Below are 26,156 nucleotides of genomic sequence, written 5' to 3' on the forward strand. Positions count from 1 at the left end.
CGACGAGTTTCTGGCTTCGGTTTATACGTCGAGCACGACGTCGCCGGCGGCGGCGCCGATACATGTCTGGATCTTCACGGCGTCCCAGTCGGCCCCGCCCGAGCCGTCGGCCCGGTGCTCGGTGCCGTCGCGCAGGTCGCGGACGACGCCCTGGCGGAGGGGGACGACGCAGGTGTGGCAGATGCCCATCCGGCATCCGAACGGGAGCTGCAGGCCGGCCTGCTCGCCGGCCTCGAGAAGCGTGGTGGCGCCGTCGATCTCGACGTCCACCCCGGACTGCTTGAACGTCACGGTGCCGCCCTCGGCCTCGCCGCCCGCGAGGTCGACCGAGAAGCGCTCGACGTGCAGCTGCTCCTCGAGGCCGGCCTCGGTGAAGACGCGCTCGGCGTCGTCGAGCAGCGCGTTCGGCCCGCAGACCCACGTCTGGCGCTCGCGCCAGTCGGGGCAGAGGTCGGTGAGGTTGTCGAGGTCGAGGTGGCCGTCCTGGCGGGTGTACTGCTTGTGCACGCGCAGGTTCTCGTGCTTCTCGGCGAGCTGGTCGAGCTCGTCGGAGAAGATCAGGCTGTCTTGGTCCGGCGCCGAGTGCGCGACGAGGACGTCGGGCATGGTGCCGCGACGGTCGAGCGTGCGCAGCATCGCGATGATCGGGGTGACGCCGCTGCCGCCCGTCAGGAACAGGATCTTCTTGGGCGGCGGGTCGGGCAGCACGAACTCGCCGCTCGGTGGCGCGAGCCGCACGATCGTGCCGGGCTCGAGGCCCTCGACGAGGTGCTTGGACAGGAAGCCCTCGGGCATCGCCTTGACCGTCACCGAGAGGTGGCCCTGGTCCTTGCGGGGCGGCGAGGTCAGCGAGTACGACCGCCAGTGGAAGCGCCCGTCCACCGAGACGGCGATGCCCACGTACTGGCCGGCCTGGTGGTCGAACGACCATCCCCAGCCCGGCTTGATGACGAGGGTGACGGCGTCCTCGGTCTCCGGCACGACCTTGACGACCTTGCCGCGCAGCTCGCGGGCCGACCACAGGGGATTGATCAGCGAGAGGTAGTCGTCGGGGAGCAGCGGGGTGGTGAAGCGGGAGGCCACCTTCCGCAGACGTCGCACGCCGCGGGGGAGTCGGCCGGGGGTCTGCCCTTCGCTCACGTCGCTCACCTCCACCACGCTACACGGAACCATCGGTACCGGGAACCGGTGGTAACAGTTACCCCGGCGTACGTTGCTCCGTTGGTACCCGGGAGGCGTGTCATGAAACACGATCACGTGTCATATGTCGCCTCGCGGTGTCACGAAGGACGATCGCTAGCGTGGGCGACGGTGGACACGGGGGACGCGGGAGCCGGCGGGCAGGGCATGACCGTCGACGTGCTCGCCCAACGAGCGGGCATGACGGTTCGTAACGTGCGCGCCCACGCGGCCCGCGGCCTGCTCCCGCCCCCGCGCCTGCAGGGCCGCACCGGGTACTACGGCACCGAGCACCTCGCCCGCCTCGAGCTGATCACGCAGCTCCAGGAGCAGGGGTTCGCGCTCGCGGCGATCGAGCGGCTCGTGGCGTCGACCCCGCGCCAGTCCGCCGAGGAGGCGCTCGCGCAGTACCTCCACATGCTCGCGCCGTGGGCGCCGGAGCCGTCGCTGGAGATGGCCGCCACGGAGCTGCCCGGGTGGCTCGGGGTGGAGGTCGCCGGCGACACGTGGCAGGCGCTCGTCGACGCCGGCCTCGTCGTGCACCACGACGGCGGCCGGATCCGCGTCCCGAACCCCGGACTCGTCCGGGCCGGCGCCGAGGCGGTGCGCCTCGGCATGGCGCCGCGGGACCTCGTGATCATGCGCGAGGAGCTGACCACGCACGTCGGGGCCGTCACCGCGCGCTTCGTCGACCTGTTCCGCCGCACGGTGTGGGCGGACTTCGTCGGCGAGGGGCTGCCCGCCGACCGCGCCCAGCAGGTGCGCGACGTCGTCGGCGCCCTGCAGCCGGTCGCGGCGCAGGCGCTGCTCGCGACGTTCCGGGAGTCGATGCCGGCGGCGATCTCGCTCTTCCTCGACGAGGTCTCCGACGCCTTCGAGCAGGGGCACCCCCGGAGTGGCACCGGAGACGGCACCGGAGGCGGCGTCGCTGCGGCAGACTCGGAGGCGTGACCGAGACGACGGTGCCCGACACCGATCTCGCGCACGCCCGCGACGGTGACGACGCCGCCTTCGGCCGCCTCGTCGCGCCGCTGCGCCGCGAGCTGCACGCGCACTGCTACCGGATGCTCGGCTCGTCGCACGACGCCGACGACGCCCTGCAGGACACGCTGGTGCGCGCATGGCGCAAGCTCGCGGGCTTCGAGGGCCGCAGCTCGTTCCGCACCTGGCTCTACACCGTCGCCACCCGGGTGTGCCTCGACCTCGTGGACGCGCGTGATCGGCGGGCGCTGCCGATGGACCTCGCCGCCGCGAGCGACCGGGTCGTCCGCGAGGACGTGCCGCTCACCGAGGTCGCGTGGCTCGGCCCCTACCCCGACGAGCCGGGCGCGCGCGCCGAGGAGCGCGAGGCCGTCGAGCTGGCGTTCGTCGCCGCGCTGCAGCACCTGCCGGGCAACCAGCGCGCGGCGCTCGTGCTGTTCGAGGTGCTCGGGTTCTCGGCGGCGGAGATCGCGACGGTGATGGACACCTCGACGGCGTCGGTGAACTCGGCGCTGCAGCGGGCCCGCAAGCTGGTCAGCGAGAAGGTGCCGGACATCGGTCAGCAGCGCACGCTGCGCGAGCTCGACGACGCCCGCCTGCGCGCGGTCGTCACCGGCTACTCCACGGCGCTCGAGCAGGGCGACGCCGAGGCGCTGGTCGCGCTGCTCACCGAGGACGTCACGTGGTCCATGCCGCCGATGGGGCGCTGGTACGCGGGGATCGCCGACGTCGAGGCGTTCGCGCGCGCCGTCCCGGTCAGCGGCGACTGCGGGTCGTGGCGCCACCTCGAGGTCGTCGCCAACGGCCAGGTCGCCGTCGCGTCCTACCTCCGCCCGCCCGGCGAGCCCGACGACGCCCCGCACCGCCCGTGGTCGATCGACGTGCTGACCCTGCGCGGCGACCGCATCGCCGCCGTCACCTCGTTCATCGGCGCCGAGCACCACGCCGCGTTCGGGCTGCCCGCCGAGCTGCCCTGAGCGGCGCACCCGCCGCCGCCGGACGACGCCTTACGCCCGGGTCCCCGCGGCTGTGACGCTGGACGGTTCCACCGCCGACACCCGGGGGACCTCCGATGACCTCGCCGACCACCGACCCGACCTTCTACCGCTCCCCCGCGGACGCCGCCGCGGCGCCGCCCGAGCAGCTCGCGTACGTCGCGGCGTTCGACCGGTCCGGGGACCTCCCGGACGCCATGGCGGTCGTCGACGTCAACGCGAGCTCCGAGAGCTACGGACGGGTCGTCGGCTGGACCGACCTCCCGGCCGGGGCCGAGCTGCACCACTTCGGCTGGAACGCCTGCAGCAGCGCCCTGCAGCACGAGGGTCACGACATGAACGGCCTCTCCCGCCGCTACCTGCTCGTGCCGGGGCTGCGCTCGTCGGACGTGCACGTCCTCGACACGCAGCCCGACCCGCGCGCACCGGAGATCACGAAGACGATCGCCGCCGCCGAGCTGTCCGCGAAGGCCGGCTACTCCCGCCCCCACACGCTGCACTGCGGACCGGACGGCATCTTCCTGACCTGCGTCGGCGGCCCGCTCGACGACCCCGACGGCCCGGGCGGGGTCGCGCTGCTCGACCACTCCACGTTCGACGTCGTCGGCCCCTGGGAGACCGACCGCGGACCCCAGCGCCTGGCCTATGACGCCTGGTGGCACCTCAACCAGAACGTGCTGGTCTCCAGCGAGTGGGGCACGCCCTCGATGATCGAGGACGGGCTCGTGCCCGAGCAGCTGCTCGCGGGGAACTACGGCCACAGCCTGCACTTCTGGGACCTCGCGAAGGGCGTGCACCAGCAGAGCGTCGACCTGGGCGCCGAGCAGCAGATGGTGCTCGAGATCCGCCCGTCCCACGACCCGGAGGCCACCTGGGGCTTCGTCGGCGTGGTCATCTCGACCGCCGACCTGTCCGCGTCGGTGTGGCGGTGGCACCGCGCCGACCCGCAGGGGCCGTGGGAGGTCGACAAGGTCATCACGATCCCCGCCGAGCCCGCCGAGGAGTCGCTGCTCCCGCCCGCGCTGAAGCCGTTCGGGGCGGTGCCGCCGCTCGTCACCGACATCGACCTGTCGGTCGACGACCGCTTCCTCTACGTCTCGTGCTGGGGCACCGGCGAGCTCAAGCAGTACGACGTCAGCGACCCGGCCCACCCGCGCGAGGTCGGCTCGGTGCGCCTCGGCGGCATCGTCGGCCGCCGGCCCCACCCCGCGCGGCCCGACGAACCGCTCTCCGGAGGCCCGCAGATGGTCGAGGTGAGCCGCGACGGGCGCCGCGTCTACGTCACCAACTCGCTGTACGGGGCGTGGGACGACCAGTTCTACCCCGACGGCGTCGGCGCCTGGATGGCGAAGCTGGACGTGTGGCCCGACGGCGGCTTCACCCCGGACCCGCGGTTCTTCCCGCACGGCGACGACTTCCGCGGCCGGCGCGTGCACCAGGTGCGCCTCCAGGGCGGGGACGCGTCGTCGGACTCGTACTGCTACCGCTCCTAGCGGACCGTCGTCTCCGTCCGCGCGAGCTTCGCCGACATCGGGGTGTCCGGGAACGAGCGCAGCGTGCGCTTGAGCTCGGCGAACCCCCGCCACTGCGCGAGCGTCGCGACGGCGTCCCACAGCCGCAGGGCGTCCTCGCCCTGCGGCGGGGCGTCGATCACGGGCCCGAAGAGGGCCGGCCCGTTGGGCGGGTCGAACGACAGGATCGGCGTCCCCACGCCGCCGCCGCAGCGCTCCGCGGCCTCCTGGGTCTCGGTGCGCAAGGCGTCGTCGCGGGACGTGTCGTCGGCGGCGTCGGCGAGGTCGGCCGGCAGGCCCACGCGCTCGAGGGCGGGGCGCAGGTCCCGGCGGCGCGCCATCTCGCCCATGACGGCTCTGAAGTCGTCGCCCTCGGGCGGATCGGCGTCCCAGACGAGCTCGCCCAGCGCCGTGTAGAGGTCGCCGACGACCCCGGGGCCGTGCTGCTCGCGCGCCGCGTGGACGACACGCAGCATCTCCAGCCCGCGGACGTGGCTGTCGGGGTAGTCGGGCGACGCCTTCCTCCGCTCGTCGTAGCTGATCTCCTCGTTGAGGATCGCCAGCGAGACGGGACGCCACGTGACCTCGAGGGGACGCTGCCGCGCGACCTCGACGACCCACCGTGAGGTCACCCAGCAGAACGGGCAGATGGGGTCGAAGAAGAACTCGAGCCGGTCGGACATGGCATCCGGCTACCCGTCAGGGTGCGAGCGACCCGCCGGACCGCAGGTAGAGGCTCCAGACCAGGCCGCCGGTCGTGTCGTACTCCGGCACGACCGGGAACGGCGTGGCCGGCGCCGGCGGGGTGCTGGTCGTCGCGGCGGGCGTGGCCATCAGCAGAGCGAAGATCACGAGGAACCCGCCGACGACGAGGACGGTCACCGTCGTGAGCACGGTCCGCACCTCGGTGGACGCCGATCGCGGGGCCGGCGCCTCGAACGGCTGGGGAACCGTGGTCATCGCAGTCATCTCCCGACGTCGTCGCAGTCGACGACCCATCGCCGGGAGATCCACGAGCGTTACGCCGTTTGCAGTAGTGACCGTCGGTCGGGCCTCTCTGTCCGCAGAGTGCTTCGGTTTCCGAAGCATCCTCACCACAGCGGCGCCGTCCTCCCGGGTACGCCTCCCCCGTGACCCCGGAACCGTCCGCCGCCTCGTCGCCCTCGACGGAGCGCCGGTCCGGGTCACGCACGACCCGGAGGACTGGGCGCGTTTCAGCGGAAGCCGGCCGTGACCCCGCCGTCGATCGAGATGTTCTGGCCGGTGACCCACACCGACTCGTCCGAGGCCAGGTAGACGGCGAGCGCAGCCACGTCGATGCCCGTGCCCGGGCGGCGGATGAGGTGCATGCCCATCTGGAAGTTGCGCAGCTCCTCGCCGACGAACGTGTCGGTGGCCGGGGAGGTGACGAATCCCGGGGAGATCGCGTTGGCGCGCACGCCGCGCTCGGCGCCCTCGGCCGCGAGCGAGCGCGTCATGGCGATCACCCCGCCCTTGGCCGCCGAGTGGGCGACCTGCCCGAGGGGCGCGATGCCGCGCAGCCCCGACATCGAGGCGGTGTTGATGATCGAGGCGTTGCCGCTCGCGAGCAGGTGCGGCCACGCGGGCGAGGTGGTGTGGAAGACGATGTCGAGCTCGACGTGCAGCACGTGGCGCCAGAGGTCGAGCGACATGTCGTCGAACGGCGCGAACCCGGCGCCGGCGGCGTTGTTGTAGAGCACGTCGATGCCGCCGAGGCGCTCGGCGCTCTCCTCGACCCAGCGCGCCGCGGCCACCGGGTCGGCGAGGTCGACGGTGCTCCCGACGACGTCGAACCCCTCGGACGCGAGCGCGGCGGCGGTGCCCTCGGCCGCGCCGTCCTGCACGTCGCAGCCGGCGACGCGAGCGCCCTCGCGGACGAACGCGGCCTGCGCGGCCTCGCCCTGACCGCCCGCCGTGCCGGTGAGGAGCACCCGCTTGCCGGCGAGTCGTCCCCCCGTCGGAGCCGTCGGGGCAGGGGCGCGGGCGGCGTCGGCCGGGAGCGTGCTCATGCGTCCAGAGTGTGCACACCTTGGTGACCGCGTCAATGCGCGCCGACGCCGATCGACCTGCTCCGTCGGAGTGGTTGACATCACCCATAACTGTATCCACTCTGGAGGTGTGATCGAGCTGGTCGACATCGCCTACGTCCGTTCCGGCGCGGCCGACCTCGCCGGCGCCGTGCGGTTCGCGACCGAGGTGGTCGGGCTGGAGCACGTGGACGGCCCCGCGGGCGACACCGAGCCGGGGGTCGCCCACCTGCGGGCCGACGGCCGCCACCACTGCCTCGCGTTCGTCGAGGGCGCGAGCGGCGTCATCGCCTCGGCCTTCACGGTGGCCGACCCCGGCGCGCTGGCCCTGGCGGAGACCGAGCTCGAGACGCGGGGGTTCACGGTCCGCCGCGGCGACGCCGACGAGGCTCGTTCCCGCCGCGTGAGCGAGTTCGTCGCGTTCGACGACCCCTTCGGCAACCGCATCGAGCTGGTCGTCGGCCAGCAGACGCTGGCGCGCCCGGTCCGGTTCGGGCGGGGCTCCGGGATCACCGAGTTCGGCCACCTCTGCCTCGACGCCCCCGACGTCGCCGAGGCCCACCGGTTCTGGTCGACGACGTTCAACGTCCGCGCCTCGGACTGGATCGGCGACGCGGCGTGCCTGATGCGCATCGACGAGGTGCACCACAAGCTCGCGGTGTTCCAGGGCGAGCGGCCGGGCCTGTGCCACGTGAACTTCCAGGTCGCCGAGCTCGATGACGTCTTCCGCAACTGGCACCACCTGCAGGAGCACGACGTCGTCATCGAGATGGGGCCGGGGCGCCACCCGCAGTCCGGCGCGGTCTTCCTCTACTTCCTCGGCCCCGAGGGCCTGACCTACGAGTACTCGTACGGCGTGCGCCGGATCACGGACGAGGCGGCCTGGCGGCCCCGGTACTTCGACCCGGCCGAGCGCGGCTCGATCGACATGTGGCTCGGGCCGACCCAGAAACCCGTCACCCAGCCGCAGCTGATCCCGGAGGGGATCCACCCATGATCTTCGTGTCGCACGCGCTGCCGGTGAACGAGCCCGGCGAGCCGCTGATCACCCGCGACGCCCTGTGGGACGGGCTCGTGCGCAAGGCCGAGAACGCGCTGCCGTTCGTCCCCGCGATCACCGACTGCACCGTGACCGCCCGGTACAGCGAGACGGTCTTCGACCGCGACATCGTGCTCCAGGGCGAGGCGTTCACCGAGCGGATCACGCTCGAGCACCCGCACCGGGTGGTGTTCACCCGCATCGCCGGGCCGGTGCTGGGCACGATCGCCAACGAGATCGAGGGGGACGCTCCCGACCAGCTCACGCTGCGCTTCAGCTTCGCGCTGGTCGTGGCGGGCGAGCCGGGCGGGTCGGCGGGCGAGCAGGCCCACGCCGACCGGATGACCGGCATGTACCGCTCCGCGGTCGCCGCCACGCTCGACGCCGTGCGCAAGATCGCCGCCGGCGCATCCGTCTGACGATCAGAGGAGATCGCATGTCCGACTGGATCACCGACTACTACGCCGACGTCGACGCGCTGCGCCTCGAGCCCTTCGTCGCGCGCCACGCCGAGGACGCCGTGGTGGTCTTCGGCAACCAGCCGCCGACGGTCGGCATCGCCGCGATCCACGACGCCTTCGAGGGGTTCTTCGGGATGATCGGCGGGATGCGCCACGAGGTGCACCACCGCTGGGACGTGGACGACGGCGCCACCGTGATCCTCGAGGTCACCACCCACTACACGACCAAGGGCGGCGCCCCTGTGCCGCTGCCGTGCGTGTCGATCCTCGACCGGGACGCCGAGGGCAAGGTGACCTCGCTGCGCATCCACATCGACCTCGCGCCGCTGTTCGCCGCGATGGCCCAGGAGGCCCAGCCCGTCTCGTGACGGACACCGAGGTCCACGAACAGACCGCCCTCGCCGCGCGCGTCCTGGCCCACCACGGCCTGGTCACCGCGTTCGGGCACGTGTCGGCGCGCCTCGGCGGGAAGATCGTCGTCACGCCGCCGACGGCGCCGGGCCTGGTCAGGACCGCCGACCTCGTGACCGTCGACGTCGACGCCGACGAGCTGCCGCCGGGCGCCGCGCCGGAGACCTGGGCCCACCTCGCCGTCTACCGCGCGCGCCCCGACGTCGCCGCCGTGGCGCGGGCCCAGCCGGAGTCGGCGTTCGCCGCGGCGGCCGTCACCCACGAGCTGATGCCGCTGCACGGGCAGGCGACCTGGCTGGGGCGCCGGGTGCCCGTGCACGAGCCCGCCCGCCTGCTGCGCGACCCCGAGCGTGCCGCGGCGGCCGCCCGCACCCTCGCCGACGCCGACGCCCTGCTGCTGCGCGGGAACGGGGCGCTGACCGTCGGGGACTCACCGGGGACCGCGGTGGCGCGGATGTGGCTGCTCGACGCCGCCTGCCGGGTGCACCTCGCCGTCGCGGGGCACCAGGCGCGGGCCCTCGACCCCGACGACATCGAGGCCTGGCGCGAGGCCGCCCCGCCCCTGCTGGAGCGCCTGTGGCGTCACCTGGCGGACTCGTCGTGACGCGATCACCGCCGCCGCCTGCATACACTCCCCCGGTGTCGATCGGCGAGCTCATCGGGGGGCGCGACGGGCTGCGCATCCCCGACCCGCGCCAGACGAGCGTCAGCGTGCACACCTACCTGCGCGACCTGATCATCAGCGGCGACCTCCCCCCGGGCACCCAGCTCAAGCAGGCCGAGCTCGCGCGCGTCCTCGCGGTGTCGCGCACGCCGCTGCGCGAGGCGTTCCGGATGCTGCAGGAGGAGGGGCTCATCTCCGCCGAGCCCAACCAGCGCAGCCGCGTGGTCGGGCTCGACGCCGAGGAGCTCGACTCGCTCTACGCCGCGCGCGTCACGCTCGAGTCGCTCGGGGCCCGGCTGACCGCCGGCAAGCTCAGCCGCGAGGAGCTCCGCAGCGCGACGGCCGCGTTCCGCGAGATGGAGCGCACGTACAAGGCCGGCGACATGGCGAGCTGGACCGTCGCCCACCGCAGCTTCCACCGCCTGCTCGTCGGGCGCTGCGGGGCGACCGTGCTGCGGACGATCAACTCGTACGCGCAGCAGAGCGAGCGCTACGTGCGCATCGACCAGAACCAGCACGGCAACGACTTCTCGTCGCGCCAGGCCGAGCACCAGGCGATCTTCGAGGCGGTGCGCGACGGCGACGGCGGCGCGGCCGTCGCGGCGATGGCGAACCACCTCGCGGGGACGGCCCGGCGCGTGGTCGACGGCTTGTCGAACCGGGCCCCGGGCCACGGCACCCCGTGCGTCGACGCGGCGCTGTCCCTGCTGCTGAACGGCTGCTCGACGACCTAGTGGTCCCCTCCGCGACGGCCGGGTCGGCAGCGCGACGGAGGAGCGCTGACGGCGCGGTCTTGGAGCGGGTCAGTGGTCCAAGGACGGCGGGTCGATCGGGCCCCACTGGTTGACCGTCGCCAGGTCGACCTCCCACGTCCGCGGGTACATGGGGAACTCCTCGTGCCAGGGACGCGGTTCCCAGTAGCCCTTGGCCTCGTCGTGCACGACGTCGATCTGGGTGAACAGCTCGATGACGTTGCCGTCGGGGTCGCGGTGGTAGGTGAACAGGTTGTGGCCCGGCCCGTGGCGCCCCGGCCCCCAGTGCAGGCGGTACTTGTTCTGCGCCAGGTGGTCGAGCATCGAGATCAGGTGGTCCGGGTCGCGCATCTCGTAGGCGACGTGGTGCATGCCCGAGTACTTCTGGCTCGCCATGAAGTTGGCCGCGTGGTGGTCGGCGTTGCAGCGCATGAACACGAAGAAGTCGCCGACGGTGTCCGACCAGCGGAAGCCGAGGAGGTCCTGGTAGAAGGCCTGCATCGGGGCGAGCTCGGGGGTGTACGCCGCGACGTGGCCGAGCTTGGTGGGACGCAGCGGGGTGAAGCCGGCGACGCCGCTCGGGTCCTGCGCGGTGACCAGGTGCAGGGCGACGCCGGTGAGCGGCTCGTCGAGCACCAGCACGTCGGGGGTGCCCGGGCCGATGTCGCTGCGGCGCTCGGTGACGTACCCGGCGTCCTTGAGCCGCGCCTCGGCGCTGTCGAGGTCCTCCCACAGCTCGTAGCCGACGACCTGGCGGGCCTTGGCCTCGCCCTTCGTCACGACCACGCAGTGGTGGTCGACCCCGGTGGTCAGGAACGCCCCGCGCTCGTCGCCGTCGACGAGCACGAAGTCCAGGACCTTCGTGTAGTACTCCACCAGCCGCTCGACGTCGGGGGTCTCGAAGCCGACGTAGCCGAGCTTCGAGACGTTCACCGTGCCCATGAGACGTCCTCTCTCTCCGTGACGTGATTGTGCAGCGCGCCCACCCCGTCGACCTCGGCGACGGTGACGTCGCCGGGGGCCAGGCCCTCGCCGCGCGGGAAGCCGACCCCGGCCGGGGTCCCGGTGGCGATGACGTCGCCCGGCTCGAGCGTCACCGCGCGGCTGGCGGCGGCGATGAGCCGGTCGATCGGGGTGACCATGTCGGTGGTGCTCGAGTCCTGCTTGACCACGCCGTTGACCGTCAGCCGCAGCGCGACGTCCTGCGGGTCGGCGACCATCCACGACGGCACGATCCCCGGCCCGAGCGGGCAGAACGTGTCGCCGGCCTTGGCCAGGATCCAGTCGTGCCCGAACGGCGGGGCGACGGCGTCGGCGCGCTCGAGCAGGTCGCGCGACGAGATGTCGTTGACGACCGTCCAGCCGGCCACGACCTCGAACGCGCGCTCGACCGGGACGTCGACGCACCGGCGCCCGATGACGGCGGCGAGCTCCACCTCCCAGTCGATCTTCCGGCCGGCGCGGTCGGGCAGCACGATCGCGTCGTCCGGCCCGATGACCGAGGTGGTCGGCGGCTTGAAGAAGAAGTACGGCTCGACGTCGCCCTCGGGGCGCGCGACGCCCATCTCGGCGAGGTGGGCGTAGTAGTTGGCGCCGGCGCAGAGCACCTTGCGCGGGTAGAGCAGCGGCGCGGCGAGGACCGCGCCGGGCACCGGGTCGAGGCGGTCGGGGTCGAGGGCGCGCAGGGTCGGCGCCAGCTCGTCCCACGCCCCCAGCACCTCGAGCATGGTGCGCCCGGCGAGCTCGTCCGGCGCCCGCCGGATCACCCCGTCGGCGCGGACGCCGACCTCGGCCTTCGACAGGTCACCCTGGTGGTGGGTGACGAGCATCCACGGCGGCTCGCGCACGCGTCTCCTCCTGATCAGCCGTTGTCGGCGGCCGCGGTCGTCAGCACGATGCGGCCCATGTTGTCGTCGGCCTCGAGGAAGCGGTGCGCGACGGCCGCCGCCTCCAGCGGGAACGCGCGGTCGACCACCGGGCGGAAGCCGCGCCCGACCTCGGCCCACAGCGCCTCGGCGCTCGCGTCGTTGCCGGTGCGCACGCCGAGGACGCGCTGGTTGAGCGTGTAGAGCCGCGCCAGGTTCAGGGGCACCGTGCCGCCGAGGAACGCACCGGAGGAGACCACGGTGCCGCGGGGGGCGAGGACGTCGGTGACGCGGCCGAAGATCTCGGGCTCGCCGAGGTCGTCGACGGCCACGGCCACGCCGGCCCCGCCGGTGAGGGCGCGGACGTCGTCGACGAAGGAGTCGGACATCGGGTCGAGCGCCGCCTCGAGGCCCAGGCCGAGCAGGCGCTCGCGCTTCCAGCCCGACCGCGAGGTGCCGATGACCCGCGCCCCGAGGTGGCGGGCGAGCTCGGCGGTGGTCGACCCGAGGGCCGACGCCGCGCCGACCACGAGCACCCAGTCGCCCTGGCGCAGGCCGGCCTGGCGGAGCTGGTTCATGGCGACGGGGCCGGCGAGCGCGACGCCCGCGGCGGTCGCGGGGTCGAGGTCGTCGGGGATGGCCCAGATCGCGGCGGCGGGGACCGCGGTGTACTCGGCGTAGGCGCCCGGGCCGTGCACGCCGGCGATGTGCAGGCGGGGACAGGCCTCCTTGGCGCCGTCGGCGCAGGCCGCGCAGTCGCCGCACCCGAGGACCGGCCAGACGGCGACGTGCTGGCCGACGTCGATCCCGCGCACGTCGGCGCCGACGGCCACGACCGTCCCGGCGTGCTCGACGCCCAGGACGTGCGGCAGCGCGGGCCTCACCGGGTGCCGCCCGGCGCGCAGGGACACGTCGAGGAAGCGCCCGACGCACACGGCCGCGACCCGCACGAGGACGTCGCCGGGCCCCGGCTCCGGGGTCGGCACCGTGGCGAGTGTCAGCACGTCGGGCGGGCCGAAGCGGTCGAGCACGACCGCCGACATCGTGCGCGGGACCTCGGGCGGGACGCGGGGCCAGACGGCGGGGACGGGACTCGCGGAGAGGGTCGGCATCGACGGGCTCCTTGTCGTGCGGCACGGAGCGCAGCGGAGCTGCCGCGCCGGAGGCCGAGCACTGCGCGGAGTCATAGTGCACACACTTTGGTGGAGGACGCAATGCGCTCCCGTGCGCCCTCAGCCGATCTTGCGGACGCGATAGCGGAAGTGCGTGACGCGCGCGCTCGGCACGACCAGGTACGGGTCGTCGAGCACGACCTCCGGGGCGTCCTCGCCGAAGAACCGCTTGCCGCGTCCGAGCACCACGGGGGCCAGGTCGATCTCCACCTCGTCGATCAGCCCCGCGGCGAGCGCCTGCCCGCCGACGTCGCCGGCCGTCACGGTCACGTCGGCCTCCCCGGCCAGCTCCCGGGCCGTCGCGACGGCCTTCTCGATGCCCTCGGTGACGAAGGTGAAGGGCGCGGTGCCGTAGTGCGGCCAGTCGGTGGGCACCGAGTGCGTGAGGACCACGACGTGCTCGCCGGCGGGCGGGCGACCCTCCCAGCCGTTGGTGTGGTCGAACAGGTGGCGCCCGATGACACCCGACCGGACGCGTCCCCAGTGCTCGCGCATCCAGTCCGCGCTCTCCCGGCCCGTGCGGAAGGGGCGCTGCTCGTCGCCGGCGTGGACGTCGACCTCACCGGCCGAGAACCAGTCGAAGATCGGACCCACCGAGTCGTCGGGACGGGCGATGAACCCGTCGAGCGACATCGTCGCCACCAGCACCACGGCCATGACGAACCTCCTGTTCCTCGTGTGAACACGACGGTATCGCTCTAGGACTCGTTGTTCAACCATCTAGTTGAACAACCGGAGGTGCCGCTCACACGTCCTCGTTTGGTAGACCGGGACGCGGCACGGTGTCGTGTCAGTGCTCGATGTGCGAGGGGTAGTGCCAGTGGAGTTCCGCCAGTCGAACAAGCTCCGCGACGTCTGTTACGAGATCCGCGGCCCGGTGGTCGAGCAGGCGAACCTGCTGGAGGAGGCGGGGCACAGCGTCCTGCGCCTCAACACCGGCAACCCCGCGCTGTTCGACTTCGAGGCGCCCGAGGAGATCGTCCAGGACATGATCCGGATGCTCCCGCAGGCGCACGGCTACACCGACTCGCGCGGCATCCTGCCCGCGCGCCGGGCCGTCGCCCAGCGCTACCAGGCGCGCGGGCTCGACGTCGACGTCGACGACGTCTTCCTCGGCAACGGGGTCTCCGAGCTGATCTCCATGGCCGTGCAGGCGCTGGTGGAGGACGGCGACGAGGTGCTCGTCCCCGCGCCCGACTACCCGCTCTGGACCGCCGTCGCGACCCTGGCCGGCGGGAACGCCGTGCACTACCGCTGCGACGAGCAGGCCGACTGGGCCCCCGACCTCGACGACGTGGCCCGCAGGATCACCGACCGCACCAAGGCGCTCGTGATCATCAACCCGAACAACCCGACCGGCGCGGTGTACTCGAAGGAGATCCTGGAGGGCCTGCTCGACCTCGCGCGCCGGCACGGGCTGATGGTGATGGCCGACGAGATCTACGACCAGGTGCTCTACGACGACGCCGTCCACCACGACGTCGCCTCCCTCGCGCCCGACCTCGTGGTCCTGACGTTCTCGGGGCTCTCGAAGACCCACCGCGTCGCCGGCTTCCGCTCCGGCTGGCTCGTCGTCACCGGGCCGCGGCAGCACGCCCGCGACTACCTCGAGGGCCTCGCGATGCTGGCCTCGATGCGCCTGTGCGCGAACACCCCGGCGCAGTACGCGATCCAGGCGGCGCTCGGCGGGCGGCAGACGATCGGCGAGCTCTGCGCCCCGGGCGGGCGGCTGCACGAGCAGCGCGACCGCGCGTACGAGAAGCTCAACGCGATCCCCGGGGTGTCGTGCGTGAAGCCCCGCGGCGCGCTCTACGCGTTCCCGCGCCTCGACCCGGACGTCTACCCGATCAAGGACGACGAGCAGTTCGTGCTCGACCTCCTGCGCGAGGAGAAGATCCAGGTCGTGCAGGGCACGGGCTTCAACTGGCCCACGACCGACCACTTCCGGATCCTCACGCTCCCCCACGCGGCGACCCTCGACGACGCGATCACCCGCATCGGCTCGTTCCTGGAGACCTACCGCCAGGGCTGAAGGGCTTTGCGAGCGATGCGGCATCGCTGGCGTCTGACGCCAGACTCGCCACATCCTCGCTGCGCGACACGCCGGTGCACCGTGGTCGGCGAGGTGTTTCAGCGTGGGGCTTGGACGCTGACGTCAGATGTCAGGAAATCCGCCTCGATCACCGACGGGGCGGCGCCGGCAGGCGACGCGGCATCCCCGTGGAGATCGTGGGGGCTTTCCTGACGTTCAACGCCAGCGTGGCCGCCAGGCTGGAACACGTCGACCCGGTCAGGAGCGGCTCGGGGCGACGAGGCGGTGGTCGGGCGTGAACAGGCGGCGGACGACGCCGAGGGCCACCACGGTCGTCGTGGTCGCCGCCGCCGCGAGGACCAGGAACATGACCACCGCCTGCACGAGCACCGCCGAGACCGGGTCGACGCCGGCGAGGATCAGCCCCGTCATCGCGCCGGGCAGGAACACCAGGCCGGTGGCCTTCGTCGTCTCGATCTGCGGGGTCAGCGCCGAGCGCAGGGCCGCGCGCAGGTAGGGCCGCGAGGCCTGGGACGACGGCTGACCCAGCGCCAGGCGCGCCTCGACCTCGTCGCGCTTGTCGCGCAGCTCCTCGAGCAGCCGGCGCCCGACGAGCACGGTCGCGGTCATCGCGTTGCCGATGATCAGCCCGGCGATCGGCACCAGCGTCTTCGAGGTCAGCGGCAGCACGCCGAGACCGAAGATGACGGCCATCGTCACCGCGCTCGCCGCCAGGAAGGCGACGGCCGCGACCGGCAGCAGCCGCGGGACCTCGGGCGCGCGCTGGCGGGCGGTCCACCCGGCGTAGCCGACCATGAGGAGCACCCACAGCCAGGACCACCACAGCGACCGCCCCGGTGCGAGCAGCAGCACCAGCACGCCGCCGACCAGCAGCAACTGGACGAGGGCCCGCAGGGCGGCCCAGAGGATCGAGAGCTCGAGGCCCAGGCGCCACAGCAGCGACACCAGGGCGGCGACACCGACCAGCAGCAGCGAGACGGCGAGCCCGGCGAGGCTGACGGTCACGTCGTCACCCGGCCTTCCGACACGTGCAGGACGCGGTCGGCGACGCGCCGTACCTGCTCCTCGTCGTGGCCCACCCAGACGACCGTCAGGCCGTCGCGCGCGAGCTCCAGCACCGACTGCTCGAACGTCCGCCGCGGGCCCTCGTCGAGCGCCGAGGTGGGCTCGTCGAGCAGCACCGCCTCCGGTTCGGTGATCAGCGTGCGCGCGAGGCACATCCGCTGGACCTCGCCGCCGGAGAGCGTGTCCGCGTCGCGGTCGAGCAGCGCGGCGTCCAGGGAGACCCGTTGCAGCACCCGGCGCACCGCGTCGTCGTCCGCGTCGGGCGCGGCGACGGCGAGGTTGTCGCGGACGGTCCCGGCGAACGGCGTCGCCCGCTGGAAGACCATCCCGACGCGCCGGCGCAGGGCGAGCACGTCGAGGTCGTCGAGCGGGGTGCCGCCGTACGAGACCGTGCCCGCGTCCGGCACGTCGAGACGGTCGAGCAGGCGCAACAGCGTGGTCTTGCCCGCCCCCGACGGCCCCCACAGCACCGTGATGCCGTCGGACGGGATGTCGGCGTCGACGTCGTCGAGCACGGCACGGTCGCCGCGGCGGACGACGACGCCGCGCAGGGAGAAGCTCCGGTCGGTCACGATCGCCAGGGTTCCCCACACCACTTCCGCCGAATATCAGGTACCGTCGGTACCTAGTAGACGGAGGAGGACCCCATGCTCGGCGACATCGCCGGAACCGCGCCCCTGCGCGAGGCCCTGGAGACCACCAACACCCTGCTCGAGCAGGTGCTCGAGGAGCTGCGGCGCGTGAACGCCGACGGGCTCGTCACCGTGGCCCAGGAGCTGCGCGCCATCCAGGAGGCGCTGCCCACTCCCGAGAAGGCCTGACGGAGGAGAAGTTTCGGCCCTTCCCCCTCGGGGACCCGCGTCGGGGCGCGACACCCGCGCCCCGACGGCGAAGGGACCCCTGGTGAGCGCACTCCTGTTCGGCTCGATCAGCAGCATCGCCGACACCTCCGAGATCCAGCGGGCGGCCTTCAACGAGGCCTTCGCCGAGCACGGCCTCGACTGGAACTGGGACCGTGAGGGCTACCGGTCCCGCCTGGACCATGCCGGTGGCGCGGAGCGGATCGCGCAGGAGGCCCGCCGGCGCGGCGAGGACGTCGACGCCGCCGCCGTGCACGCCACGAAGTCCCGGATCTTCCGCGAGAAGCTGCGCAGCGGCGGCGCCGCGCCGCGCGACGGGGTGCTCGACACCCTGGGCGCGGCCAAGAACAACGGCTGGAAGGTCGGCTTCGTCACGACGACGTCCCGCGACAACGTGCTCGCGGTGATCGACGCCCTCGGCCCCGCCGTCGGGCCCGACGACTTCGACGTCGTCGTCGCCACCGACTCGGTCGACGCGGTCAAGCCCGACCCCGCCGCCTACACCTTCGCGCTGCAGGCCCTCGGCGAGGAGGCCGGGTCCGCCGTGGCGATCGAGGACAACCCCGACGGGGTCCGCGCCGCCGCCGCGGCCGGCGTCACCTGCCTCGCGTTCCCGAACGAGAACACCGTCGCCGTCGACTTCCCGGGTGCCGCCCGCCGGGTCGACCGCCTCGCCCCCGAGGACGTCACCGCCGCCTGACCCCAGGCACCCCACCTCCCTGCAGGCCGCCGCACCCCGGCGGCCGGACGACGCGCGCCCGGACGGAGCCCCATGACCGCCGAACCCACCCTCACCGCGACCGACACCGCCTTCCACGTCGAGGGCTACCAGAAGATCGACTACTCGCTCGTCATCACCGACGGGGTGTTCGCCCCGGCCAACACCGGGCTCGCGGACGCCTACCGCCCCTACGGCCGCTGTCTGGCCGTGGTCGACGCGACCGTCGACGAGCTGCACGGCGACGCGATGCGCGCCTACTTCGCGCACCACGGGATCCACGTCACGGTGTTCCCGATCGCCATCGACGAGGCCGACAAGACCCTGCGCACCGCGGAGCGGATCGTCGACGCGTTCGGCGACTTCGGCCTCATCCGCACCGAGCCGGTGCTCGTCGTCGGCGGCGGCCTCACCACCGACGTCGCCGGGTTCGCGTGCTCGATCTTCCGCCGGTCGACCGACTACATCCGCATCCCGACCACGCTGATCGGGCTCGTCGACGCCAGCGTCGCGATCAAGGTCGCGGTCAACCACGGCAAGGCGAAGAACCGCCTCGGGGCCTTCCACGCCTCCCGGCAGGTGTTCCTCGACTTCTCGTTCCTCGCGACCCTGCCCACCGAGCAGGTGCGCAACGGCATGGCCGAGCTCATCAAGATCGCCGTCGTCGGCAACGAGGGCATCTTCGAGCTCCTCGAGAAGTACGGCGAGGACCTGCTCGAGACCCGCTTCGGGCACCTCCAGGGGTCCCCGGAGCTGCGCGAGGTGACCGACCGGCTCACGTGGGACGCGATCGAGACGATGCTGCGCCTCGAGGTGCCGAACCTCCAGGAGCTCGACCTCGACCGCGTCATCGCGTTCGGCCACACCTGGAGCCCGACCCTGGAGCTCTCCGCCGACGAGCCGTTCTTCCACGGCCACGCGATCAGCGTCGACATGGCGCTCTCGACGACGCTCGCCGAGCGCCGCGGCTACATCACCGCCGCGGCCCGCGACCGCGTGCTCGGGCTGATGAGCCGCCTCGGGCTCTCGCTCGACAGCCCGCACCTGACCCCGGAGCTGCTGCGCAAGGCGACCGACTCGATCCTGCAGACCCGCGACGGCCTGCTGCGCGCCGCGGTGCCGCGCCCGATCGGGACCTGCCACTTCGTCAACGACCTCGACGCCGACGAGCTCGTGGCGGCCCTCGACGCGCACCGCGAGGTCTGCGCCGGCCTCCCGCGCGCGGGCGCCGGCGTCGACGTGTTCCGCCGATGAGCGCGCCGCCCCGTCCGGTCACCCCGGTCGGCATCCTCGCGGCCACGCTGGAGCGCGTCGCCGACGGGCTGGCCGGCGTCGCCGACGTGCCCGACGAGGTCCGCGACGACCTGGAGCACGCCCGCGCGCTGGCCGGCGGGCTGGACCCGTACCTCGAGCAGTGCACGACGCCCGAGTCGCCGGCCCTCGCGCGGCTCGCCGCCGCGACGCACGAGCACGACTGGTCCGCGCGGGACGCCTCGGCGGTCTTCCTCGAGCAGGAGATGCTCTCGGGCCACGTCGAGGGCCAGACGCTGAAGATGCTCGTCGCGGCCACGCGGGCCCGGAAGGTGCTCGAGATCGGGCTGTTCACGGGCTACTCCGCGCTGGCGATGGCGGAGGCGCTGCCCGAGGGCGGCCGGCTCCTGGCGTGCGAGCTCGACGCCGAGGTCGCGGCGCGCGCGTGCCGGTCGTTCGCCGACTCCCCCGCCGGCGGGCGCATCACCGTCGAGGTCGGGCCGGCGGCGCAGACGCTCGCCGCGCTGGTGACGGCGGGCGACCAGTTCGACCTCGTCTTCGTCGACGCCGACAAGGCCGGCTACGCCGACTACGTCGCGACGCTGCTCGACGGCGAGCTGCTCGCCCCGCACGGCCTGATCTGCGTCGACAACACCCTCATGCAGGGCGAGCCGTGGACCGGCACCCCGGGCGGGAACGGCAAGGCGATCGCCGACTTCAACGACACGGTCGCCGCCGACCCGCGCGTCGAGCAGGTGCTCCTGCCCCTGCGCGACGGCCTGACCCTCATCCGCCGGGCCCACGTCGACCAGGCCGCGTAGGAGGTACCGCGTGCACACCACCCCGCAGACCCCGATCGGCGCCGAGGTGACCGGGCTCGACCTCGCGGCGGGGCTCGACGACGAGCAGGTCGCCGAGCTGCGCACCCTGCTGGGCGAGCACGGCGTCGTCGTCATCCCCGGCCAGGACGGGCTCGACGACGACGGCTTCGCCGCGTTCCTCGCGCGCTTCGGCGAGATCACGTTCACGACCGGCGAGACGCCGGTGGAGGGGCGCGACGACCTCAACGTCGTCAGCAACGTCGGGCGCACGACGCCGCCGCGCAGCGTGTTCCACGTCGACACGAGCTACGTGTCCCGGCCGCCGACGTACACGGCGCTGCGGGCGGTGACCATCCCGGAGTCCGGGGGCGAGACGCTGTTCACCAACCAGTACCGCGCCTACGACACGCTGCCCGGCGACATCCGCAGCCACCTCGCCGGACGCCGGGTCACCCACGTCGTCAGCGGGCTGGCGCCCGAGGACGCCGGACCCGAGACCAGCGCCCAGCACCCGCTGTTCCGGCGCCACCCCGTGTCCGGACGCACCTCGCTCTACCTCTCCACCCCGGAGCGCTGCGTGCAGATCAGCGACATGGACCGCGGCTCGTCGCGGACGACGATCGGCTACCTCTACGAGCACTCGACCACCGAGGACAACGTCTTCCGCCACGCCTGGTCGCCGGGCGACGTCGTCATCTGGGACAACGGCTGCGTCCTGCACCGCGCGGACCACGGCGCCGTCTCGGGTGACCGCGTGATGCACCGGGGGATGGTCACGGTCCCGGAATCGACACCGTGAACCGTCTCAAGACCCTCGGCGCGCTCGCCCTGCTCACCGTCCCGCTGCCCGTGACGCTCGCGGTGACCGCGGCCGCCCTGGTGCGCTCGGTGGTCGTGCCGGCCCGCCGCGCCGAGGCCGTGCAGCCCCGCACGGTGCTGGTCACCGGCGGCAAGATGACCAAGGCGCTGGCGCTGGCGCGGGCGTTCCACACCGCCGGGCACCGCGTGGTGCTCGTCGAGTCGGCGAAGTACCGCTTCACCGGGCACCGGTTCTCCCGCGCCGTCGACGCCTTCCACGTGATCCCGGAACCGGGGGCGCCGGGCTACGTCGACGCGCTGCGCGACGTGGTGGTGGCCGAGGGCGTCGACGTCTGGGTGCCGGTGTGCAGCCCCGCCGCCAGCCGGTACGACGCGCTGGCCAAGCCCGTGATCGCCGAGTTCTGCGAGGTGCTGCACCCCGACCCGCAGGTGCTGCGCATCCTCGACGACAAGGACCGGTTCGCCGAGGCCGCCGACACCCTCGGGCTGCCCGTCCCGGAGACCCACCGGGTCACCGCGCCCGCCCAGGTCGAGGACTTCGACTTCGACGCCCGGCCCGGGCCGTGGATCCTCAAGAGCGTCCCGTACGACCCGGTCGCCCGCCTCGACCTCACGACGCTGCCGCGCCCGACGCGCGCGCAGACCGCCGAGCTGGCGCGCGCGAAGCCGATGTCGGACGAGGCGCCGTGGATCCTGCAGGCCTTCACCCCCGGCCGCGAGTACTGCACCCACGCCACCGTCCGCGAGGGCCGGGTGCAGGTCTGGGCGTGCTGCGAGTCGTCGGCGTTCCAGCTCAACTACGCGATGGTCGACAAGCCGGAGATCGAGGAGTGGGTGCGCCGGTTCGTCGGGGCCCTGCGCGTCACCGGGCAGGTGTCGTTCGACTTCATCGAGACCCCCGACGGCTCGCTCGTCGCGCTGGAGTGCAACCCGCGGACCCACTCGGCGATCACGATGTTCCACCGCGACGCCCACGCGCTGGCCCGCGCGTACCTCGAGGACGTCGACGGCCCGCCCCTGACCCCGAGCGCGGACAGCCGCCCGACCTACTGGCTCTACCAGGAGCTGTGGCGCCTCGTCTCCCGGCCGGCGTCGGTGCGCGAGCGGCTGCGCGTGCTCCGCGCGGGGACCGACGCCGTGTTCGACCGCGACGACCCGCTGCCGTTCCTGCTGCTGCACCACCTGCAGATCCCGTCGCTGCTGCTGCGCGCCCTCGTCACGGGGAAGCCCTGGATCCGCGTCGACGTCAACATCGGCAAGCTCGTCGAGCCGGCGGGGGACTGACGTGCCGCTGCGCGTGCTGCACCTCGCCGGGTCCGCCGTGAGCGACTTCCACGCCGACCTGTCGCTGACCTACGCCCGCGGCTGCCTCGCGGCCATGGGCGACGCGTACGAGTCCCACGCGGCGTACGTCTCGCCGGGCGGGCGGTGGCGCTTCCCGGCCTCGTTCGACGACGCCGCGATCGCGGCGGCCGTCCCCTTCGACGCCCCGGACGCCCTGGCCCACCTCGGCCGGCTCGGGATCGACGTCGTCCTCCCCCAGATGTTCTGCCTGCCCGGGATGACGTCCTACCGCTCGCTGTTCGAGGTGCTCGGCATCCCGGTGGTCGGCAACACCGGCGAGGTGATGGCCCTCGGCGCGCGCAAGGCGGCCGCGAAGGCGCTGGTCGCGGCGGCGGGCGTCGACGTCGCGGCCGGTGAGGTCCTCGCGCCCGGACAGCGCCCGACGATCACGCCGCCCGCGGTGGTCAAGCCCGAGGACGCCGACAACTCGCTCGGCGTGACGCTCGTGCACTCGCCCGGGGAGTTCGACGCCGCCCTCGACACGGCGTTCGCGCACGCCGGGCGCGTGATCGTCGAGGAGTTCGTCCCGCTGGGGCGCGAGGTGCGCTGCGGGCTGGTCGAGCGGGACGGGGAGCTCGTCGGGCTGCCGGTGGAGGAGTACCTCCTCGACGCCGACACCCGCCCGATCCGCGGGTACGCCGACAAGCTCGCGCCCGCCGACTCCGGCCTGCGGCTCGTGGCCAAGGACAACCCGGACGTCGTCATCGTCGACCCCGACGACCCGCTGACCGCGCGCGTGTGGGACGTCGCGAAGCGCGCCCACGTCGCGCTGGGCTGCCGCGACCACTCCCTGTTCGACCTGCGCGTCGACTCGACCGGGCGCCCGGTGTTCCTCGAGGCGAGCCTCTACTGCTCGTTCTCGCCGTCCAGCGTGCTCGCGGTGATGGCGAAGGCCGGCGGGATCGAGCTCGACGAGCTGCTCGCGACGGCCGTCCGGGGTGCGCTGGCGCGCCGGTGAGCGAGCGCGCCCCTCAGGCCGCGCCCCGGCACCGGCACGGGTTGCCGTCCTGGCAGCCGCACGCGCAGGTGTGCGCGCAGCCGCAGGTGACGGTGGGCAGGACCCGCACCTCGTCACCGAACACGCGCGCGAGCACGGCGTCGACGACGTCGGGCCCCTCGGCGGCACGCGAGAGCCGGACCCGCCGCGTCACCCCCGCCGCGCGGTCCGCGGCCGTCCGGCAGGTGGCGCACCCCTCGAGGTGCTCCGCGGCCGCGCTCTCCTCGTCGAGGCCGGCCTCGCCGTCGAGCCCCGCCGACACGATCTCGCGGCACGTCGCGCAGTCCACGGGTTCATCCTGCCCGGACGACCGTGGCGCCGGACACCGCCTGGCGGACACCGTCCGCCAGCAGGAAGACCAGCAGGGACGCCCCGAGGACCGGGAGGAACAGGCCGACGGCGATCGCCACGAGCGCGACGACGAGCACGGCGCCCACGCCGGGCCGCTGCGTCCCGCCCGGCGGGCCGGGCAGGCCGCCGCGGGTCGGGCGCCGCTTCCACCACATCCGGTAGCCCCAGGCGACCATGCACATCAGCCCGAGGGCGAGCGCGGCCAGGAAGACCTGGCTGACCCAGCCGAAGAGCAGGCCCATGTGCGCGTCGATGCCCCACTGCGCGAGCTTCGCCGCCAGTGGCCAGTCGGCGAACCGGCTGACGTCGAGGACCTGCCCGGTCGCGGGGTCGACCGAGACCGAGTCCTGCTTCTCCGGCCAGGAGCGCTTCACCTGGCTGACGACCCAGGCCTCCCCCGGGTCGGCGGGGGTGATCGCGACCGGGTTGCTCAGCCCGGCGCCGCGGGCGGCGGCGAGCACCCGGTCGGAGGTCGCGTCGACCGGCAGCGGCGTCGACGGCGTGCCGGTGGCGAGGTCCTGGCTGACCTCGGGGGTCGACCAGTCGAGCGCCGTGCGCAGCGTCGAGACGTTCTCGCCGGCGAACTGGGACCAGGTCAGGCCCGTCGCCGACAGGAACAGCAGCCCGACCGTCGCCCACAGCCCGACCGCGCCGTGCCAGGACCGCAGGCGCTGGCCGGACGGTGCGGAGGCCTCGGGCAGCAGGGTGCGCCGGACGCGCCGGGCGCGGCGCCGCCGGACCACCCACAGCGCGACCCCCGACAGCGCGAGGACCCACAGCCAGCTCGCGGCGAGCTCGCTGTAGACGCGGCCCACGTCGCCGAGGAAGAGCGTGCGGTGCATCTCGTCGATCCAGGCCCGCGCCGGCAGCCACTCACCGAAGGTGTCGAGCACCCCGCGCACGTCGCCGGTGTACGGGTCGACGAACGCGGTCCGGGCGAAGTCCTCGCGCACGCCGGGGGCGTCGAAGGACACCCGCGTGGTGGCGTCGGCCGTGGGCGCCGGACGGACCTCGGTGACCGTGCCGTCCGGGACCGCGGCCTGCGCCGCGCGGACCTGCGCGCCGAGGTCGAGCGGGGCCGTCGGGGCGACGGGGACGCGCAGCTCGTGGCCGTACACGACCTGGTCGAGCTGCGGCGACAGCGTGTAGAGCAGCCCGCTGAACGCGGCGACGAACAGGAACGGGCCGACGAACAGCCCGACGTAGAAGTGCAGGCGCCGCACCAGGGGCCGCAGACCCCGCCACCACCAGGCGGCGCCGCCGGGGCGGGACGCCTCGGCGCGGGGCAGCTCGGCACCGGGCGCCGGCGGGTCGAGGGTGACGTCGGACAAGGTTCCTCGCTCGGGATCGTCGGGGACGGGCGGGGGACGCGGGGCGTCAGAGCATCGCGAGCAACATCGCGGCCATGCCGAGGCTCATGAGGGCGTGGCAGGACGCGGCGAGGCCGCCGCGCCGCGTCCGCACGGTGCGGACCGGGGTGGCGACGAGCGTGCTGACGCCGCCGCCGTCGGCCGTGACCTCCGGCGGGGTCGGGACGTCGACGCGGGTGCTCGCGCGCACCACGGCCACACCCCACCGCACCGCGGCGGCGGCGAGGAGCAGCGCCAGCACCACCGTGGCCACCACGACCCACCCCGGCGCCGGCGCGGGCGGCATGACCATGGCCGCGCCGTCCGCGGCCTCCGACCCGCCGTGCCCGGCGTGCCCGCCGCCGCTCCCCCCGTCGTCGCCGGAGTGGCCCATGAGCAGCGGCATCGTCGCGACCATCCACACCATGGCCCCGGACATCAGCGCGTGCGCCGCCCGGGAGACCGCCCGCCCCCGGTCGCGTGCGACGGCCGCCAGCCCGCCGAACAGCACGGTGAGCACCCCGAAGACGACGAGCTGGACCACGCCGCTCCCCGAGGTGGGGCCGCCCGACCAGCCCCAGGCCATCGCGATCATCGCGATGCTCATGAGCAGGTGCAGCAGCTCGACCGCCCGGGCCTCGCCGTCGGACCCGCGGGCGGCGTGCGTCGCGCCCGTGGTGATCCGCACGTAGCGCACGAACGCGTAGGCGCCGGTCAGGACGAACAGCGCCGTGAACGCGCCGGCGAGGGGAGCCGAGAACATGGACACGCAGGAGGTAGTCGTCCGCCGGACGCGGCCGGTTCCACGCCCCACGCACTTTCTCGGCGTCGCGTGATGCGTCCGACCGACGGCTTGACGCGGTCCGCGGGCCCGCGAAGAGTCTCGGCACCGTGGATCCCGACCGGGGTGGCGACGCCGTCGACGCGCTCACCGCCGCCGCGCTCGGAGCCCGTGACGGCAACCGCGACGCCGCGCGGGAGTTCGTCACGTCGACCCAGCGGCAGGTGTGGCGCCTCCTGGCGCACCTGACGGAGGCCGCGGTGGCCGAGGACCTGACGCAGGAGACCTACGAGCGCGCGTTCGTCGCGCTCCCCCGGTTCCGGGGCGACTCGTCGGCGCGGACGTGGCTGCTCGTCATCGCGCGCCGGGTGGCCGCCGACCACCTCCGCCGGCGCCGCCGCCGACCGGCCGAGGCCTGCCCGACCGCGGAGGACGAGTCGCCCGCCCCGGACGACCACGCGGAGCGCGTCGCGCTCGGCTCCCTGCTCGACGCGCTGGGCGCCGACCGCCGCGAGGCGTTCGTGCTCACGCAGGTGCTCGGGCTGGACTACCGCGAGACCGCGGCCGTGCTGGGGTGCCCGGTCGGCACCGTCCGGTCGCGCGTGGCGCGGGCGCGCGACGAGCTCGTCGAACTGCTGGACGAGACCGGGCCCGCGCAGACCGGCTGAA

30 protein-coding genes are annotated in these 26,156 nt (G+C 73.7%); 17 read left to right on the forward strand and 13 right to left on the reverse strand.

Going from position 1 to position 26,156, the window contains the following annotated elements; all coding sequences use genetic code 11:
* Window positions 1-21: 21 nt before the first annotated feature.
* Entirely contained in the window at window positions 22-1,140 is a 1,119-nt protein-coding gene (locus EV188_RS07210; protein ID WP_243741532.1) for a ferredoxin reductase, read from the reverse strand.
* A 171-nt stretch (window positions 1,141-1,311) separates the two neighbouring features.
* On the opposite strand from EV188_RS07210, the gene EV188_RS31395 reads away from it, so the two are divergent.
* From EV188_RS31395 to EV188_RS07225, 3 genes are all read left to right on the forward strand, one after another.
* Window positions 1,312-2,130 (forward strand): MerR family transcriptional regulator, encoded by an 819-nt coding sequence (locus tag EV188_RS31395; protein WP_243741533.1) that lies wholly within the window; start codon window positions 1,312-1,314, stop codon window positions 2,128-2,130.
* Entirely contained in the window at window positions 2,127-3,137 is a 1,011-nt protein-coding gene (locus EV188_RS07220) for a sigma-70 family RNA polymerase sigma factor (RefSeq protein ID WP_133825597.1), read from the forward strand. Before EV188_RS31395 ends, EV188_RS07220 begins: the two co-directional genes overlap by 4 nt.
* 95 nt (window positions 3,138-3,232) lie before the next feature.
* On the forward strand, window positions 3,233-4,648 hold the full coding sequence (locus EV188_RS07225; RefSeq protein ID WP_133825598.1) for a selenium-binding protein SBP56-related protein: 1,416 nt from the start codon (window positions 3,233-3,235) through the stop codon (window positions 4,646-4,648).
* On the opposite strand, the gene EV188_RS07230 is transcribed toward EV188_RS07225, so the two are convergent.
* The 3 genes from EV188_RS07230 to EV188_RS07240 form a co-directional block, all read right to left on the reverse strand.
* On the reverse strand, window positions 4,645-5,349 hold the full coding sequence (locus EV188_RS07230; RefSeq protein WP_133825599.1) for a mycothiol-dependent nitroreductase Rv2466c family protein: 705 nt from the start codon (window positions 5,347-5,349) through the stop codon (window positions 4,645-4,647). The two genes, EV188_RS07225 and EV188_RS07230, sit on opposite strands and share 4 nt — an antisense overlap.
* A gap of 16 nt (window positions 5,350-5,365) precedes the next feature.
* Window positions 5,366-5,626, reverse strand: coding sequence for a hypothetical protein (locus EV188_RS07235; RefSeq protein ID WP_133825600.1), 261 nt, complete (start codon window positions 5,624-5,626; stop codon window positions 5,366-5,368).
* A gap of 254 nt (window positions 5,627-5,880) precedes the next feature.
* Window positions 5,881-6,696, reverse strand: coding sequence for an SDR family NAD(P)-dependent oxidoreductase (locus EV188_RS07240; RefSeq protein ID WP_133825601.1), 816 nt, complete (start codon window positions 6,694-6,696; stop codon window positions 5,881-5,883).
* A 109-nt stretch (window positions 6,697-6,805) separates the two neighbouring features.
* Here EV188_RS07240 and EV188_RS07245 point away from each other — a divergent pair, with 109 nt between their 5' ends.
* The 5 genes from EV188_RS07245 to EV188_RS07265 are packed head-to-tail and all read left to right on the forward strand — an operon-like array spanning window position 6,806 to window position 10,023.
* The gene (locus tag EV188_RS07245; protein ID WP_133825602.1) at window positions 6,806-7,711 is read left to right on the forward strand and encodes a VOC family protein; all 906 of its coding nucleotides are present in this window, start codon (window positions 6,806-6,808) and stop codon (window positions 7,709-7,711) included.
* Window positions 7,708-8,172 (forward strand): SRPBCC family protein, encoded by a 465-nt coding sequence (locus EV188_RS07250; protein WP_133825603.1) that lies wholly within the window; start codon window positions 7,708-7,710, stop codon window positions 8,170-8,172. The genes EV188_RS07245 and EV188_RS07250 overlap by 4 nt, the downstream gene beginning before the upstream one ends.
* Window positions 8,173-8,189: 17 nt before the next feature.
* The gene (locus EV188_RS07255) at window positions 8,190-8,582 is read left to right on the forward strand and encodes a nuclear transport factor 2 family protein (protein WP_133825604.1); all 393 of its coding nucleotides are present in this window, start codon (window positions 8,190-8,192) and stop codon (window positions 8,580-8,582) included.
* Window positions 8,579-9,229: a class II aldolase/adducin family protein gene (locus EV188_RS07260; RefSeq protein WP_133825605.1), complete on the forward strand. Its 651-nt coding sequence runs from the start codon at window positions 8,579-8,581 to the stop codon at window positions 9,227-9,229. Before EV188_RS07255 ends, EV188_RS07260 begins: the two co-directional genes overlap by 4 nt.
* A 35-nt stretch (window positions 9,230-9,264) precedes the next feature.
* Window positions 9,265-10,023, forward strand: a complete 759-nt coding sequence (locus EV188_RS07265; protein ID WP_166659767.1) for a GntR family transcriptional regulator — start codon at window positions 9,265-9,267, stop codon at window positions 10,021-10,023.
* Window positions 10,024-10,092: 69 nt separating this feature from the next.
* Here the strand turns inward: EV188_RS07265 and EV188_RS07270 are convergent, their stop codons facing one another.
* The 4 genes from EV188_RS07270 to EV188_RS07285 form a co-directional block, all read right to left on the reverse strand.
* A complete protein-coding gene (locus EV188_RS07270) occupies window positions 10,093-10,983 on the reverse strand; it encodes a VOC family protein (protein ID WP_133825607.1) in 891 nt (296 codons plus the stop codon).
* Window positions 10,971-11,888, reverse strand: coding sequence for a fumarylacetoacetate hydrolase family protein (locus EV188_RS07275; protein WP_243741534.1), 918 nt, complete (start codon window positions 11,886-11,888; stop codon window positions 10,971-10,973). The genes EV188_RS07270 and EV188_RS07275 overlap by 13 nt, the downstream gene beginning before the upstream one ends.
* Before the next feature lie 14 nt (window positions 11,889-11,902).
* On the reverse strand, window positions 11,903-13,018 hold the full coding sequence (locus EV188_RS07280; RefSeq protein ID WP_243741535.1) for an alcohol dehydrogenase catalytic domain-containing protein: 1,116 nt from the start codon (window positions 13,016-13,018) through the stop codon (window positions 11,903-11,905).
* 120 nt (window positions 13,019-13,138) lie between these two features.
* On the reverse strand, window positions 13,139-13,735 hold the full coding sequence (locus tag EV188_RS07285; protein ID WP_243741536.1) for a dihydrofolate reductase family protein: 597 nt from the start codon (window positions 13,733-13,735) through the stop codon (window positions 13,139-13,141).
* 163 nt (window positions 13,736-13,898) lie between these two features.
* On the opposite strand from EV188_RS07285, the gene EV188_RS07290 reads away from it, so the two are divergent.
* On the forward strand, window positions 13,899-15,110 hold the full coding sequence (locus EV188_RS07290) for a pyridoxal phosphate-dependent aminotransferase (RefSeq protein ID WP_133825609.1): 1,212 nt from the start codon (window positions 13,899-13,901) through the stop codon (window positions 15,108-15,110).
* 258 nt (window positions 15,111-15,368) lie between these two features.
* On the opposite strand, the gene EV188_RS07295 is transcribed toward EV188_RS07290, so the two are convergent.
* Both EV188_RS07295 and EV188_RS07300 read right to left on the reverse strand, forming a co-directional pair.
* Window positions 15,369-16,136: an ABC transporter permease gene (locus EV188_RS07295; protein WP_133825610.1), complete on the reverse strand. Its 768-nt coding sequence runs from the start codon at window positions 16,134-16,136 to the stop codon at window positions 15,369-15,371.
* Window positions 16,133-16,768: an ATP-binding cassette domain-containing protein gene (locus EV188_RS07300; RefSeq protein ID WP_133825611.1), complete on the reverse strand. Its 636-nt coding sequence runs from the start codon at window positions 16,766-16,768 to the stop codon at window positions 16,133-16,135. The genes EV188_RS07295 and EV188_RS07300 overlap by 4 nt, the downstream gene beginning before the upstream one ends.
* A gap of 75 nt (window positions 16,769-16,843) precedes the next feature.
* Between EV188_RS07300 and EV188_RS31400 the strand changes: the two genes are divergently transcribed.
* The 7 genes from EV188_RS31400 (at window position 16,844) to EV188_RS07330 (ending at window position 22,967) form a co-directional block, all read left to right on the forward strand.
* Window positions 16,844-17,017 (forward strand): hypothetical protein, encoded by a 174-nt coding sequence (locus EV188_RS31400; protein ID WP_166659768.1) that lies wholly within the window; start codon window positions 16,844-16,846, stop codon window positions 17,015-17,017.
* A gap of 82 nt (window positions 17,018-17,099) precedes the next feature.
* A complete protein-coding gene (locus EV188_RS07305) occupies window positions 17,100-17,756 on the forward strand; it encodes an HAD family hydrolase (RefSeq protein WP_133825612.1) in 657 nt (218 codons plus the stop codon).
* A 72-nt stretch (window positions 17,757-17,828) separates the two neighbouring features.
* Window positions 17,829-19,028: a sedoheptulose 7-phosphate cyclase gene (locus EV188_RS07310; protein ID WP_133825613.1), complete on the forward strand. Its 1,200-nt coding sequence runs from the start codon at window positions 17,829-17,831 to the stop codon at window positions 19,026-19,028.
* Entirely contained in the window at window positions 19,025-19,846 is an 822-nt protein-coding gene (locus EV188_RS07315) for an O-methyltransferase (RefSeq protein WP_133825614.1), read from the forward strand. Before EV188_RS07310 ends, EV188_RS07315 begins: the two co-directional genes overlap by 4 nt.
* Before the next feature lie 10 nt (window positions 19,847-19,856).
* On the forward strand, window positions 19,857-20,645 hold the full coding sequence (locus tag EV188_RS07320) for a TauD/TfdA dioxygenase family protein (RefSeq protein WP_133825615.1): 789 nt from the start codon (window positions 19,857-19,859) through the stop codon (window positions 20,643-20,645).
* A complete protein-coding gene (locus tag EV188_RS07325; RefSeq protein WP_133825616.1) occupies window positions 20,642-21,949 on the forward strand; it encodes an ATP-grasp domain-containing protein in 1,308 nt (435 codons plus the stop codon). Before EV188_RS07320 ends, EV188_RS07325 begins: the two co-directional genes overlap by 4 nt.
* 1 nt (window position 21,950) lies before the next feature.
* Entirely contained in the window at window positions 21,951-22,967 is a 1,017-nt protein-coding gene (locus EV188_RS07330; RefSeq protein ID WP_133825617.1) for a D-alanine--D-alanine ligase family protein, read from the forward strand.
* 13 nt (window positions 22,968-22,980) lie between these two features.
* On the opposite strand, the gene EV188_RS07335 is transcribed toward EV188_RS07330, so the two are convergent.
* The 3 genes from EV188_RS07335 to EV188_RS07345 are packed head-to-tail and all read right to left on the reverse strand — an operon-like array spanning window position 22,981 to window position 25,469.
* On the reverse strand, window positions 22,981-23,295 hold the full coding sequence (locus EV188_RS07335; protein ID WP_133825618.1) for a zf-HC2 domain-containing protein: 315 nt from the start codon (window positions 23,293-23,295) through the stop codon (window positions 22,981-22,983).
* A 4-nt stretch (window positions 23,296-23,299) separates the two neighbouring features.
* Entirely contained in the window at window positions 23,300-24,688 is a 1,389-nt protein-coding gene (locus tag EV188_RS07340) for a PepSY-associated TM helix domain-containing protein (RefSeq protein ID WP_133825619.1), read from the reverse strand.
* 46 nt (window positions 24,689-24,734) lie between these two features.
* The gene (locus EV188_RS07345) at window positions 24,735-25,469 is read right to left on the reverse strand and encodes a DUF5134 domain-containing protein (protein WP_133825620.1); all 735 of its coding nucleotides are present in this window, start codon (window positions 25,467-25,469) and stop codon (window positions 24,735-24,737) included.
* A gap of 128 nt (window positions 25,470-25,597) precedes the next feature.
* On the opposite strand from EV188_RS07345, the gene EV188_RS07350 reads away from it, so the two are divergent.
* On the forward strand, window positions 25,598-26,155 hold the full coding sequence (locus EV188_RS07350) for a sigma-70 family RNA polymerase sigma factor (RefSeq protein ID WP_133825621.1): 558 nt from the start codon (window positions 25,598-25,600) through the stop codon (window positions 26,153-26,155).
* Window position 26,156: the final 1 nt, after the last annotated feature.

It is taken from the genome of Actinomycetospora succinea, assembly GCF_004363095.1.
Classification (GTDB): domain Bacteria; phylum Actinomycetota; class Actinomycetes; order Mycobacteriales; family Pseudonocardiaceae; genus Actinomycetospora; species Actinomycetospora succinea.